The 12,703-nt window shown below is 63.5% G+C and carries 9 protein-coding genes; 5 read left to right on the forward strand and 4 right to left on the reverse strand.

The window, feature by feature from the left end; genetic code table 11:
* Positions 1-54: 54 nt before the first annotated feature.
* Positions 55-1,929, reverse strand: a complete 1,875-nt coding sequence (locus ACYQ3G_RS07015; protein ID WP_459824198.1) for a TRAP transporter large permease — start codon at positions 1,927-1,929, stop codon at positions 55-57.
* A 149-nt stretch (positions 1,930-2,078) separates the two neighbouring features.
* Complete coding sequence (locus ACYQ3G_RS07020; RefSeq protein WP_459824126.1) at positions 2,079-3,089, reverse strand: TRAP transporter substrate-binding protein; 1,011 nt, start codon at positions 3,087-3,089, stop codon at positions 2,079-2,081.
* Positions 3,090-3,746: 657 nt separating this feature from the next.
* Between ACYQ3G_RS07020 and hpsG the strand changes: the two genes are divergently transcribed.
* The 3 genes from hpsG to ACYQ3G_RS07035 all read left to right on the forward strand — a co-directional run bounded on the left by hpsG (position 3,747) and on the right by ACYQ3G_RS07035 (position 8,777).
* A complete protein-coding gene (gene hpsG / locus ACYQ3G_RS07025) occupies positions 3,747-6,239 on the forward strand; it encodes a (2S)-3-sulfopropanediol dehydratase (RefSeq protein ID WP_459824128.1) in 2,493 nt (830 codons plus the stop codon).
* 92 nt (positions 6,240-6,331) lie between these two features.
* Positions 6,332-7,276 (forward strand): (2S)-3-sulfopropanediol dehydratase activating enzyme, encoded by a 945-nt coding sequence (hpsH, locus tag ACYQ3G_RS07030; RefSeq protein WP_459824131.1) that lies wholly within the window; start codon positions 6,332-6,334, stop codon positions 7,274-7,276.
* Between the two features lie 112 nt (positions 7,277-7,388).
* Positions 7,389-8,777, forward strand: coding sequence for a sigma-54 interaction domain-containing protein (locus ACYQ3G_RS07035; RefSeq protein WP_459824133.1), 1,389 nt, complete (start codon positions 7,389-7,391; stop codon positions 8,775-8,777).
* A 22-nt stretch (positions 8,778-8,799) separates the two neighbouring features.
* Here ACYQ3G_RS07035 and ACYQ3G_RS07040 read toward each other — a convergent pair whose 3' ends face one another.
* Positions 8,800-9,999, reverse strand: coding sequence for an iron-containing alcohol dehydrogenase (locus tag ACYQ3G_RS07040; RefSeq protein WP_459824135.1), 1,200 nt, complete (start codon positions 9,997-9,999; stop codon positions 8,800-8,802).
* A 62-nt stretch (positions 10,000-10,061) separates the two neighbouring features.
* Here ACYQ3G_RS07040 and ACYQ3G_RS07045 point away from each other — a divergent pair, with 62 nt between their 5' ends.
* Together ACYQ3G_RS07045 and ACYQ3G_RS07050 are read left to right on the forward strand one after the other, a co-directional pair.
* Complete coding sequence (locus ACYQ3G_RS07045) at positions 10,062-10,895, forward strand: deoxyribonuclease IV (RefSeq protein ID WP_459824137.1); 834 nt, start codon at positions 10,062-10,064, stop codon at positions 10,893-10,895.
* Positions 10,896-11,068: 173 nt separating this feature from the next.
* Positions 11,069-11,464, forward strand: coding sequence for a response regulator (locus ACYQ3G_RS07050; protein ID WP_459824139.1), 396 nt, complete (start codon positions 11,069-11,071; stop codon positions 11,462-11,464).
* A 9-nt stretch (positions 11,465-11,473) separates the two neighbouring features.
* Here the strand turns inward: ACYQ3G_RS07050 and ACYQ3G_RS07055 are convergent, their stop codons facing one another.
* On the reverse strand, positions 11,474-12,529 hold the full coding sequence (locus ACYQ3G_RS07055) for an ATP-binding response regulator (RefSeq protein WP_459824142.1): 1,056 nt from the start codon (positions 12,527-12,529) through the stop codon (positions 11,474-11,476).
* Positions 12,530-12,703: the final 174 nt, after the last annotated feature.

The raw sequence follows: 12,703 nt of genomic DNA on the forward strand, positions 1-12,703 counted from the left end.
ACCGGGTTGAAGAGCCGCCGGACGGGTGTCCGGCGGCTCGCGTCACTTGAGGCCTTATTTGTTGCCGACGAAGAAGAGGGGCACTTCGGGGAAGTAGGTCACCACCAGAAGGACCAGGATCATGAGTCCGAGCATGGGCAGTGCCGTGCGGGACAGGTGCTCGATCTTGGTCTTGGAGATGCTGCTGGCCACGAAGAGGTTCACGCCCACGGGCGGGGTGATGAAGCCGATGGCCAGGTTGACGACGATGATGACGCCGAAGTGCAGGGGCGAGACGCCGACCCCGACGACCACGGGCAACAGGATCGGCGTGAGGATGACGATGGCCGCCAGGGCTTCCATGAAGGTGCCGACGATGAGCAGCAGCACGTTGATGAGCAGCAGGACCACGATCTTGCTTTCGGTGAAGCCGAGGATCGCCCTGGCGATGGTGCCGGGCACGTCCTCGATGGTCATGATGTTGCCGAAGAGCGTGGCCATGGCCATGAGCACGATGATGGTCGCCGAGGTCTCGCAGGCTTCGACGCAGCAGTCCATGAACTTGCGGGCGTCTATCTCCCTGTACACGAACACGCCGACGATGAGTCCGTAGAAGGCGGCCACGGCCGCGGCTTCCGTCGGGGTCATGATGCCGCCGTAGATGCCGCCCAGGACGATGACCGGGACCATCAGCGCCCACTTGGCCTCCCAGACGGCGGCCATGAGGGAACCGACGGTTCTGGGCCGAGCCTCGCCGCGCCAATTCCGGGATTTGGCGTAGAAGTAGGAGTAGGCCATCAGGACCAGACCCGTGAGGATGCCCGGCACGATGCCGCCAATGAACAGGTCGCCGATGGAGACCTGGGCCGAGATGCCGTAGACCACGAAGGGGTTGCTCGGCGGGATGAGCACGCCGATGGCCCCGGATGCGGCAACGATGGCCGCCGCGAAGTACTTGTCGTAGCCGCGTTCGACCATGGCGGGGATTGTCAGGGCGCCGATGGCCGCCACCGTGGCCGGGCCCGAACCGCTGATGGCGCCGAAGAACATGCACGTCGCCACGGTGACCAGGGCCATGCCGCCGTACAGGCCTCCGAGCATTTCATCGGCCAGGGCCAGCAGGCGCTGGGACAGGCCGCCCGCGCCCATGAACACTCCGGCCGCGATGAAGAAGGGGATGGCCATGATCGGGAAGGAATCGATGGACGTGAAGGCCGTCTGGGCCAGGTACTCGATGGGCAGGGTCTCGGCACAGATGACCGTGGCCAGGGTGGATAGGCCCAGGGAGATGGCGATGGGCACGCCCAGGGCGCAGAGCACGGCGAAGTAGCCGAACAGGGCCGGCAGGGGTTCGATGTACTCGGCGAGCACGGCCGGGGCGATGACCGCGCCTGCGGCGACGACAGCCAGGGCCGTGTCCAGGGGGCCGCAGATCTTGACCTGGGATGCTAGGCTCTGCAGCAGGCGCAGGCTCATGAGCCCGAAGCCCAGGGGCAGGATCAGGTACGGGATGATGTAGGGGATTCGCAGCGCCGTCGTGACCTGCGGGAATTCCTTCAGCCGTTCGATCTGCGTCCAGCCGTACCAGCAGATGGTCAGGGTGAGGATCAGGAAAAAGATTTCGACGATGACCCAGCTCGCGTTCTGCATGCGTGCCGGCAACCGGTCGTAGATGATGTCGATGCGGATGGAGCTGCGCTTCCTGATCGCCACGGACAGGGCCAGGTAGCTGATCCAGATGAAGATGTAGCGCGCGAGCTCTTCGGTCCAGACGGCCGCGCCGGCCGAACTGGCGAAGTGCACGATGATGTATCTGTATGTCGTCTGGAACGTGATGAACAGGATGATGGCCAGCAGGCCGGAGACGAGGAACATTTTTTCAAAGTTCTCGTCGACCCAGCTCCATATGCCGCGTGGAGCGACAGGCTCATCCACAAGTTCGATGGGCATCACGCCGCAGTTGATATTCTGTTCCATGTCGTCTCCCTATGTCCCGCCGGAGTGCGCCGGGCAGCGGCCGGACGGTGCGCAGGCATGCGGTTTCTGTTCCCGGGTGTCTGTCGGCCCCTCCCGCCGGAAGTGCGGGCGGGGCCAGCGGATTATTTCTGAGTGTCCTTGAGCAGCTGCAGGAGGTTCGCCGGAATCTGCTTGGCGAACTCGTCGCGCACGGGGGCGGTGAGCTCCACCAGCTTGGCGCGTTCCTCGTCGTTCAGGATGGTTACTTCGATGCCCTTTTCCTTGAACGCGTCCCAGGCCTTCTTTTCAAGTTCGTCGGTGATGCCGCGCTGCCAGACGAGGGCTTCATGGGCGGCTTCGCGGATGATGGCCTGATGCTCGGGGGTCAGGCTGTCGAACTTCTTCTTGTTCATCAGCAGGACGTGCATGCTGTAGTTGTGGTTGGAGTCCATGGCGTACTTCAGCACTTCCGTGTGCTTGGCGTCGTTGAGCAGGGAGAAGGTGTTGCCTTCGGCGTCCACGGTGCCCTGCTGCAGGGCGGTGTAAGTCTCGCCCCAGGCCACGGGGGCGGGGTTCATCCCTAAGGCCTTGGCCACTTCCACCTCGACGGGGGAGTCGGTGGTGCGGACCTTCAGGCCGGCCAGGTCGGCCACGGTCTTCAGGGGTTTCTTGGTGCTGACGAAGTTGCGGTAGCCGTACTGGCTGAACATGATGGTGGTCAGGCCGATCTCGTTGGCGACCTTTTCCAGTTCCTTGCCGAGTTCGCCTTCATCGAGGGCCTTGTACAGGTTTTCCTGGTGCTTGGGGGAGGTGATGTAGGGCAGGTCCAGGGCCATGTATGCCTTGCTGAAGCTGGCCATGTTCGGGGAGGAGCACGAGGACATGTCGAGCGTACCGGCCTGGGCCGCCTCGGTGGTCACGCGGTCGCTGCCCAGCTGGGCGCTGCCGAAGACCTGAATCCTGATTTGCTTGTCGCTCTTGGCCTCGACGAGTTCCTTGAACTTCTCGATGCCCAGGGTGACGTTGTTGCCCGGAGCCATGGGATGGCCGATGCGCAGGGTGACGGGCTTGCCGGCCTCCGCGGTTCCAAAGCCTACCAGCAGGCCGATCAGGGCCAGCACGTTCAACGCGGCAAAAACGAGACTCTTTTTCATTGTTCCTCCAAAAATGTGTTTTCGACCAGCACCGCTCGGCAATGTTCTTGACTGTCGCCCTCTGGTCACGGGGTGTTGTCGAAACATGAGCAGGATGTATGCCAGACAAAAATGAAGTTTGCCAAGGCTGTTGAAATTAAAAATTATATAATTTCAACATGTTGAAAATTTATTCCACAGAGGGTTGGCTGCTTTTCGGTGCATTCGTCGCAAAAGTGCAACTGCCGGGAATCGTTCTTATCAGTGTCTGTCATATGGGAATAAAATCACAAAGCGCCCGGCGTCCAACGGGTTTATGTTCCGATTTTCACATTTCGCAGGTGCGATTTCTGATGTGTCCAGTCAGGTTTGTCGCAAAAATGCGGCGGTTTTGGGGTGAAAAAAATGAAATTCAACGGAGGTGATGCAAAAATGCGACAGTTCGGGGTCGCGTTTTTCCACCCGCATGGCGGCATGGTCACGGGAGGTAGACAAATCTAGTATTTTCATTTGGTTATGTGCTTTGGCACAGAGAATGCTCAAGCTCGCCCGGGTACGGAAGTGAGACGTACAGCCGAAATGAAACTTCCGGTGCAACAAAATATTGATGCATGGTTTCAACGCATGTGCTGATTTCACCATGTGATCTGAATTAAATTAGATACGAGGAGCAGAGTCATGACAAGGTTTACATGTGAGTGCATGTCCCCTCAGGAACAGAGGCTTTACGAGAAAATCGAGGGCAAGGAAGACAGGTTCCGCGAGACGCACAGTCGCGTTTTCAAGATGCTGGAGAAATTCGACGGGCAGAAGCCGCGCATTGATATAGAACGCGCCCTCTATTTCACCCAGTCCATGCAGGAGACCGAAGGCCAGCCCTTGGTCCTGCGCTGGGCCAAGGCCCTGAAGCACATCGCCGAGAACATGACCGTCTATGTCCAGGACGACCAGCTTCTGCTCGGCCGCGCCGGCTGCGACGGCCGCTACGGAATCCTCTACCCCGAACTGGACGGCGACTTCCTGGACATCGCGGTCAAGGAACTGCCCAACCGGCCGACCTCTCCCGCAACCATCACCCCCGAGGACGCCGCGATCGTCGTCGAGCAGATCGCTCCCTTCTGGAAGGGCAAGACCTTCCACGAGAAGCTCAACGCCGCCCTGCCCGCGGACGTGCACAAACTGACCTACGACGATCCGGACGGGCTCATGTCCCGCTTCATCGTCAACGAGACCGCGTCCTTCCGTTCCTCCATCCAGTGGGTCCACGACTACGAGAAGATCCTGAAGCGCGGCTTCAACGACATCCGGCGCGAAGCCCAGGAGAAGCTGGACGCCCTCGACCCGCTGAGCCCCAAGGACAACTGCGAGAAGAAGCCCTTCCTCGAAGCCGTGGTCATCGTCTGCGAGGCCATCGTGCACTGGGCGGGGCGCCACGCCGTCCTCGCCCGCGAAGTGGCGGCGAAGGAGTCCGATCCGGTTCGCAAGGCCGAGCTGATCCGCATGGCCGAGAATGCAGAGCGCGTGCCCGGCGAGCCGGCCCGCGACTTCTGGGAGGCCTGCCAGAGCCAGTGGTTCACCCAGATGTTCTCCCGCATCGAGCAGAAGACTGGCACGACCATCTCCAACGGCCGCATGGACCAGTATTTCTTCCCCTTTTACGAGCAGGACATGGAAGCCGGCGTCCTGACGGAAGAAAAGGCCATGGAGCTTCTGGAGTGCATGTGGGTCGGCATGGCCGAGTTCATCGACATGTATATCTCCCCCACGGGCGGCGCCTTCAACGAGGGCTACGCGCACTGGGAGGCCGTGACAGTCGGCGGCCAGACCCCGGACGGACGTGACGCCACCAACGACCTGACGCACCTCATCCTCAAGTCAAAGCGCGAATTCCCGCTGCACTACCCGGACCTCGCGGCCCGCATCCACAGTCGCTCCCCCGAGAGCTACCTGTGGGACGTGGCCGAGACCATCAAGGACGGCTCGGGCTTCCCCAAGCTGATCAACGACGAGGAGATCGTGCCCCTGTACGTCTCCAAGGGCGCGACCTTCGCAGAAGCCTATGACTACGCCGTGTCCGGCTGCACCGAGGCGCGCATGCCCAACCGCGACACCTACACCTCCGGCGGCGCGTACATCAACTTCGCCGCCGCGGTGGAGATGGTCCTGCGCAACGGCCGCATGAAGAAGTACGGCGATCAGATTCTCGGCGTTGAAACCGGCGATCCCAACTCCTTCCAGACCTGGGACGAGTTCTGGAACGCCTACGTGCAGCAGCATCTGCTGTTCCTCAAGGCCGCCTTCCATCAGCAGTACCTGATCAACAAGATCCGGGCCACCACCTTTGCCCAGCCCATGGGCTCGGCCATGCACGACCTGTGCATGAAGCACTGCATCGATCTGCACCAGGAGCAGATCCCCGAGGGCATCAACCTCGGCTACTTCGAATACATGGGTTTGGGCACCGTGGTCGACTCCCTAGCGGCCATCAAGAAGCTGGTCTTCGAGGACAAGAAGCTGACCATGCAGCAGGTTATCGACGCCGTGGACGCCAACTTCGAAGGGTACGAGGACGTCGCCGCGCTGCTGCGCAGCGCGCCCTGCTACGGCAACAACGACTCGTACGCCGACGCCATCGGCCGCGAGATCGACAGGATTTCCGTTGAATTCGGCGGCAAGTACAGCAAGGACCTCGGCATGCACAACGACGTGCGCTACGTGCCATTCACCTCGCATGTGCCCTTCGGCAAGGTCGTCTCGGCCCTGCCCAACGGCCGCAAGGAGTTCACGCCCCTGTCCGACGGCTCCTCGGCCTCCCACGGCGCGGACGTGAACGGCCCCACGGCCATCCTGCTGTCCAACTACAACACCAAGAACTACGGCATGCGCGACCGCGCGGCCCGCATGCTCAACATCAAGTTCACGCCCAAGTGCATCGAGGGCGAGCAGGGCACCGAGAAGCTCGTGTCCTTCATCCGCACCATGTGCGACCTGAAGATCTGGCACGTGCAGTTCAACGTCATCAACCGCGAGACCCTTATCGCGGCTAAGAAGGACCCGCAGAAGTACCGCAACCTCATCGTGCGCATCGCGGGCTACAGCGCCTACTTCGTGGACCTGTCCCCTGACCTTCAGGACGACCTGATCGCCCGCACCGAACACGGTGCCTTCTAGGTTCGACCCCGGCCATCCTTCGGCCTCAACGGACAGACGCGGGCAGGCCATGGCCTGCCCGCGATTTTTCATGACATCAGCGGGGGAGTCCCATGAGCGCTCTTGAAGACAGAAAGAAAAAAGGCCTCGTATTCAACATCCAGAAATACTCCGTTCACGACGGGCCGGGCATCAGGACCATCGTCTTCCTCAAGGGGTGCCCCCTGTCCTGCAACTGGTGCAGCAACCCCGAATCCCAGCGCCGCGAGCCGGAGCTGGCCTTCAATCCGGGCCGCTGCCTGACTTTTTCCAAGTGCACGCGCTGCCTGCAGGCCTGTCTGCGCGGGGCCATCATCCGCGAGGCGGACGACAGCCTGCGCATCGACCGCGCCCTGTGCGACGGGTGTCCCAAGAACTGCGCCCAGGCCTGCCCGTCCCAGGGGCTCATCGTCTATGGCGAGGAGCGCAGCGTGGACGACGTGCTGCGGGTGGTCGAGCAGGACGCGGCCTTCTACACCCGCTCCAGCGGCGGCATGACCCTCTCGGGCGGCGAACCGCTCCTGCAGGGGGACTTTGCCCTGTCTCTGCTCCGGGAAGCCCGCCGGCGCCGGATCAGGACGGCCGTCGAGACCTGCGGCATGGTGCCCTGGAAGACCATGGAGGCGGCCGCCCAGTACCTGAACTACGTGCTCTACGACATCAAGCACATGGACGGCGCCGTCCACGAAGCCCAGACCGGGCGGACCAACGAGGTCATCCTGGAGAATTTCCGGAGGCTGGCGGAACTGGATCCCGACAAGCCCATTCTGGCCCGCACGCCCGTCATCCCCGGGTTCAACGACTCCGAAGACGCCATCGCGGCCATCGCCGAGTTCATCCGGCCCTATCCGAACGTGCGCTACGAGATGCTGCCCTACCACAGGCTGGGTACGCAGAAGTACCATTTCCTGGACAGGGTGCCGCCCATGGACGGCGTGACGCTGGACAAGTCGGTCATGCCGAGGCTCATCGATACAGCGGTACAGATTCTCGGCGACAGGGTCGAATTCCCGAAATGACGCGGTTCACGGCCGAACCGGCCCGCACGGGCCGCGTCGCGCAAACCGTGACGAATCGTGGAAAGGCAGCCCTCGGGTTGCCTTTTTTTACAGCCCGTGAGAGTTTTTTCGTATGACGAGCCGCCACGCCGATTTTGTCGCCAAGCATTTCGAATACATCCTCGATGCCCTTCCCGACGGGGTTTTCATCTCCGACGTCTCGGGCATCACCCTGCGCGTCAACCGCATGTACGAGCAGCTGACGGGCCTGAAGCAGGAGGACATCCAGGGCAGGCAGGTGCGTTCCCTGGTGGAGAACGGCATTTTCGACAAGATCCTGAACCCCGAGATCGTGCGCACGGGCAAGCCCGCGACCCACGTGCAGCAGCTGCAGAACGGCAAGAAGCTCGTCCTCTCGGGCTTCCCTGTCTTCGACGAGGGCGGGATCCTGCGGCTCGTGGTGACCTTCGTGCGCGACATCACCATGATCACGCGCCTCAATGAGCAGATGGAGGAGCAGCGCCAGCTCATCGATCATTTCCACAAGCAGATGGCCTACATCTCCAACGAGCAGAGCAAGGGCCTGACGCCCGTGTACGCCAGTGCGGCCATGCAGGAAGTGGTCAATTTGCTGATGACCGTGGCCCCAACGGACGCCTCGGTTCTCATCCTGGGCGAGACGGGCGTGGGCAAGGACGTCTTCGCCCGCCTGACCCACGCCCGCAGCACCCGGCACGACAAGATTTTCCTCAAGGTGGACTGCGGCGGCATCTCCGAGACCCTGACCGAGTCCGAGATGTTCGGCTACATGCCCGGCGCCTTCACGGGCGCGTCGAGCAAGGGCAAGGCGGGCTACTTTGAGCTGGCCGACGGCGGCACCGTCTTTCTCGACGAGATCGGCGAACTGCCCCTGTCCATGCAGACGCGGCTTTTGCGCGTGCTCCAGGACGGTGAGATCATGCGCGTCGGCGGCACGCGTTCCACCAAGGTCGACGTGCGGGTCATCGCCGCCACCAACAAGAACCTGTCCGAATGCGTGGAGCAGGGCACCTTCCGGCGCGATCTCTACTACAGGCTGAACGTGGCCACGGTGACCATCCCGCCGCTGCGCGAACGGCCCGAGGACGTGCGGCCCCTGGTGGAGCACTTCCTGCAGCACTACTCGGCCAAGTACGGCAAGCGCATGGCCGTCATGGAGATCGCCCTGACCCTCCTGTCCCGCTACCAGTGGCCGGGCAACGTGCGCGAGCTGCAGAACATGATCCACGGCCTGGTCATCACCCACAAGGGTTCGCACATCTCCCCCCGCGACCTGCCGGCCCACATCCGCGAGGACGGTCACCAGGAACGCACCTGCTGTGACGCCCTCCTGACCGGCGGCCGTCCGCTGAAGCAGATCATGGCCGAGATGGAGCGGGATTTCCTGGAACAGGCCATCGCCCTGCACGGATCGGTGCAGAAGGTGTCGGAGCTCTTCCAGGTCGACCGCAGCACCATCTTCCGCAAGATCCAGAAGAAATGACGCGCCGTGGCCGGGGCGGCCGCTAGAAGTGTTCTTCCAGCAGCGCCTGGAGGTCTTCGGCCGAACCCTTCCGAGGGTTGTTGTCCATGAGCCGTTTGGCGGCGGCTGCCCGTTCGGCGATACCGCGTATCTCCGCGCGTGCGATGCCGTGGGCGCCGAGGCCCGGCTCGATGCTCAGGTCGGCCAGGAGCCGCCTCATGCCTTGGGCGGCCAGGGAAGCGAGTTCGCGCGGAGTCTTGCCCGCCGGATCGTCGCCCAGGATTTCCGCGATGCGGGCGTATTTTTCCGGGGCGGCCTGGCAGTTGAACGCCATGCCCATGGGCGCCGCCGCGGCCACAAGCAGCCCGTGGGGCAGATGGAGCGAGGCGGGCGCGGCCATGGCGATGGCGTGGATCACGCCGTTCTGGGTGTTGGAAAAGCCCATGCCGGCCAGGGCCGAGGCGTAGAGCATGTCGGCCCGGGCGCCGAGATCGTTCCCGTCGGCGCAGGCCGCGCGGATGCCGCCCGCGATGAGGCGCATGGCCTGCAGGTTGACGGCGTCCGTGAAGGCGGTGGCCGTGCGGTTCACGTACGATTCCATGGCGTGCACGAAGGCGTCCATGCCCGTGGTCGCGGTGATGCGCAGGGGCATGGAGACGGTCAGTCCCGGGTCGAGCAGGGCCACCCTGGCGTAGAGGTGGTCGCTGACGACGGCCTTCTTCGAGTTGGTTCGCGGGTCTTCCAGCACGCTGATGGACGTGACCTCGCTGCCCGTCCCGGCCGTTGTCGGGATGAGGATCGTGGGCGTACAGGGGCCAGGGACGAGGCCGACGCCGAAGTAGTTTTCGATGGGCCCGTCATGCCTGGCCAGGACCGCGGCCGCCTTGGCGCAGTCCAGGGCGCTGCCGCCCCCCAGGCCGATGATGAGCTCCGCTTCGCACTCGCGGGCGGCCGTGGCGCATTCGTGTGCGTCGGAGGGCGTAGGCTCGGAGGAGCCTCGCGCAAAAAGCGTCCAGGCGACGCCGCGGGCTTCCAGGGATGCGGCGATGGGGGCGTGCGTGCCGCGCCGGACGATGCCCTCGCTCGTCACGATGAGGACGCGCGAGGCGCCGATGGCGCGGACCTCGTCGCCGACGTCCCGTGACGCGCCGTTGCCGTGGATGATTCTGCCGATGGTCTGGAATGCGTGGATCATGACGTCGTGTTCCCGTGTTGCGAAGTGATGGGGCGAATCGTAACTCATTGACTGTTCCGGGGCCGCCTGCCGGCCGTAACCATGCGCGGTCACGCGCACGTGGAGATGCCATGCTCAATATCGGTTGTCACCTGTCCTCCTCCAAGGGCTTCCTGGCCATGGGCAGGACCGCCCTTTCGATCGGGGCGAGCACGTTCCAGTTCTTCACCCGCAACCCCCGCGGCGGGGCGGCCAAGGTCGTGGACTCCCAGGACGTGTCGGCCTTTCTGGCCCTGGCAGAGGAGAACGGCCTCGGGCCGTTCCTGGCCCACGCCGCCTACACGTTGAACCCCTGTTCCGCCGACGCCAAGACCCGGAATTTCGCCCTGGAGTCCATGCGCGACGACCTGGCGCGCGTGGAGTTGCTGCCGGGCAACATGTACAATTTTCATCCCGGCAGCCACGTGGGGCAGGGGATGGAGGCGGGCATCGACCTGATCGTCGCTCAACTCGACGCCGTCATGCGGCCGGACATGAAGACGACAGTTCTTCTCGAAACCATGGCCGGCAAGGGCAGCGAAGTGGGGAGCGCCTTCGGGGAACTGCGGGAGATCATCGACCGGGTCGCGCTGCCGGACAGGATCGGGGTCTGCCTCGACACCTGCCATGTCCACGACGCCGGCTACGACATCGTGCACGACCTGGACGGCGTGCTGCGGGAGTTCGACGAGATCGTCGGTCTCGACCGGCTGCGGGCCGTGCACCTGAATGACAGCCTGAACCCCCGGGGCGCCCGCAAGGACCGTCACGCCTGCATCGGGGAAGGCCATATCGGGCTGGAGGCCTTCGGGCGCATCGTCAATCACCCGTGTCTTCGCGGGCTGCCGTTCTATCTGGAGACTCCCAACGAACTGCCGGGGTACGCACGCGAGATCGCGCTGTTGCGGGGTTTGTGGTCGGAGTGAGGAACGTGTCGGCAGGAGGCGGAGGCGGGGAACACATGGGTGGCCGGGCGTTGCATTTTGCGAGAACTCATGGAAATAATGACAGATGGCGCCCATTGCATGAGCATGTCCCCGTCCCTACTGCGGCTGGGGCATCAGGAACCCGACGTGGCGCAACCCGCGGAGTGCAGAGCATGAACACCGATATCCCGGTTCTCATCGTTGACGACTATTCCACCATGCGCAGGACCATCGGCGACGTCATGCGCAGGTTCGGATTCACCAACCTCGCCTATGCCGAGGACGGGCAGATGGCCTGGGAGATGATGCAGGAGAACAGCTACGAACTCCTGCTCCTCGACTGGAGCATGCCCCGGATGACGGGGCTCGAACTGCTCAAGCTCATCCGCTGCCCCGGCGGCAGGTTCACTGACGTCGCCGTACTGGCCATCACCGGCGAGGCGGAGCAGGAGAGCGTCGTCGAGGCGGTCAAGAGCGGCGTGGACAACTACATCGTCAAACCCTTCACCCCCGAGATCCTCGAACGCAAACTGCGCGAGGTCTTCGCCCGCCGCAAGGCGCGTTCCTGAAGCCTTCCGTCACGCCGGCAGGAAAACGCTGACCTCAACCGTGCCGGCCCCGCACTTCATCTCGATATCCCCGCCGTGGGCCCTGGCTATGAGCCGGGCGGAGTAGGTGCCCAGGCCTGTCCCGCGGGCCTTGCCGACGGTGGCGTACTTCTCGAAGAATCTTCCCTGCAGTTCCGGCGCGACGTCGCCCCTGTTGACGATGTCGATGCGCGCCCCGCCCTCGGGCCGCGCCCCGATGGACACCAGTACGTCCGCCCGCCGGGGGGATGCGTCCAGGGCGTTGCCCACGAGGTTGGCGAGCATGGAGTGGCAGAGCAGTTCCTCGCCCATCCAGGGAAAGGGCCGGCCGTCATCCCGGCCGTCGACCAGGAGCCGCAGCCCGATGCCCCGCATCTCGGCCGTTTCCGCGAAGCCTGTCAGGACCTTGCGCGCCACGGCGGCCAGGTCCATTTTTTCTGGCCGCAGTTCATAGGCGCCCCGTTCCATCCTGAAGAGGGTGGTGGACAGGTTGGTCATGGCCAGAAGCGTGTAGCCTGCGTCTTCGATGCGCTGCAGCATGTCCCGCTGGGGCGGGGTCAGGTTGCCGTCCATGAGCATGAGCTGCGGCAGGCTCAGAACCGTGGTCAGGGGGGATTTGAGGTCGTGGCGCATGATGCGCTCCACGTCCTCCCGAAGGCGGGCGGCCTCGCGCAGGGCGATGTGGTTGGCGACCCGCGCCCGGACCACGGCGGGGTTGAATGGCTTGGTGATGAAGTCGATGGCGCCGAGTTCAAGGCCTCTGGTTTCGGCTGCGACGTCGTCGAGGGCGGTGATGAAGATGACCGGGATGTCGGCGGTGCGTTCGTCGGCCTTGAGCCTGCGGCAGACCTCGAAGCCGTCCATGCCGGGCATGATGACGTCGAGCAGGACCAGATCGGGAGGGGATGTGCCGACAATATCAAGGGCCTTTTCACCGCATGTGGCCGTGTCCACGTTGTAGATCTGGCAGAGGAAACCTTCCAGCAGTTCGATGTTGAAGGGAGTGTCGTCGACGATCAGGATTCCTGCGCGGCCTTGTGCGCTCATCTGCGGCTCCTTGTTTCCTTTGACGGGGGCGGGGAAGCGTGGGCGGCTTAAACCCGGCGGTTTCTTCACATGTCCCGATTCGCGGAGACGCGCAAGCTGCAGCGGGAGGATGAGTCTCGGATTGAGACGGATGGCGCCGAAAAACAAGAAAGCCGCCCTTTCGGACGGCTTTCA

It is taken from the genome of Desulfomicrobium salsuginis, from assembly GCF_054657795.1.

Coding starts and splice junctions, on each gene's coding strand:
- ACYQ3G_RS07015 (WP_459824198.1), bottom strand. CDS start 1,929: ATGCCCATCGAACTTGTGGATGAGCCTGTCGCTCCACGCGGCATATGG.
- ACYQ3G_RS07020 (WP_459824126.1), bottom strand. CDS start 3,089: ATGAAAAAGAGTCTCGTTTTTGCCGCGTTGAACGTGCTGGCCCTGATC.
- hpsG (WP_459824128.1), top strand. CDS start 3,747: ATGACAAGGTTTACATGTGAGTGCATGTCCCCTCAGGAACAGAGGCTT.
- hpsH (WP_459824131.1), top strand. CDS start 6,332: ATGAGCGCTCTTGAAGACAGAAAGAAAAAAGGCCTCGTATTCAACATC.
- ACYQ3G_RS07035 (WP_459824133.1), top strand. CDS start 7,389: ATGACGAGCCGCCACGCCGATTTTGTCGCCAAGCATTTCGAATACATC.
- ACYQ3G_RS07040 (WP_459824135.1), bottom strand. CDS start 9,999: ATGAGTTACGATTCGCCCCATCACTTCGCAACACGGGAACACGACGTC.
- ACYQ3G_RS07045 (WP_459824137.1), top strand. CDS start 10,062: ATGCTCAATATCGGTTGTCACCTGTCCTCCTCCAAGGGCTTCCTGGCC.
- ACYQ3G_RS07050 (WP_459824139.1), top strand. CDS start 11,069: ATGAACACCGATATCCCGGTTCTCATCGTTGACGACTATTCCACCATG.
- ACYQ3G_RS07055 (WP_459824142.1), bottom strand. CDS start 12,529: ATGAGCGCACAAGGCCGCGCAGGAATCCTGATCGTCGACGACACTCCC.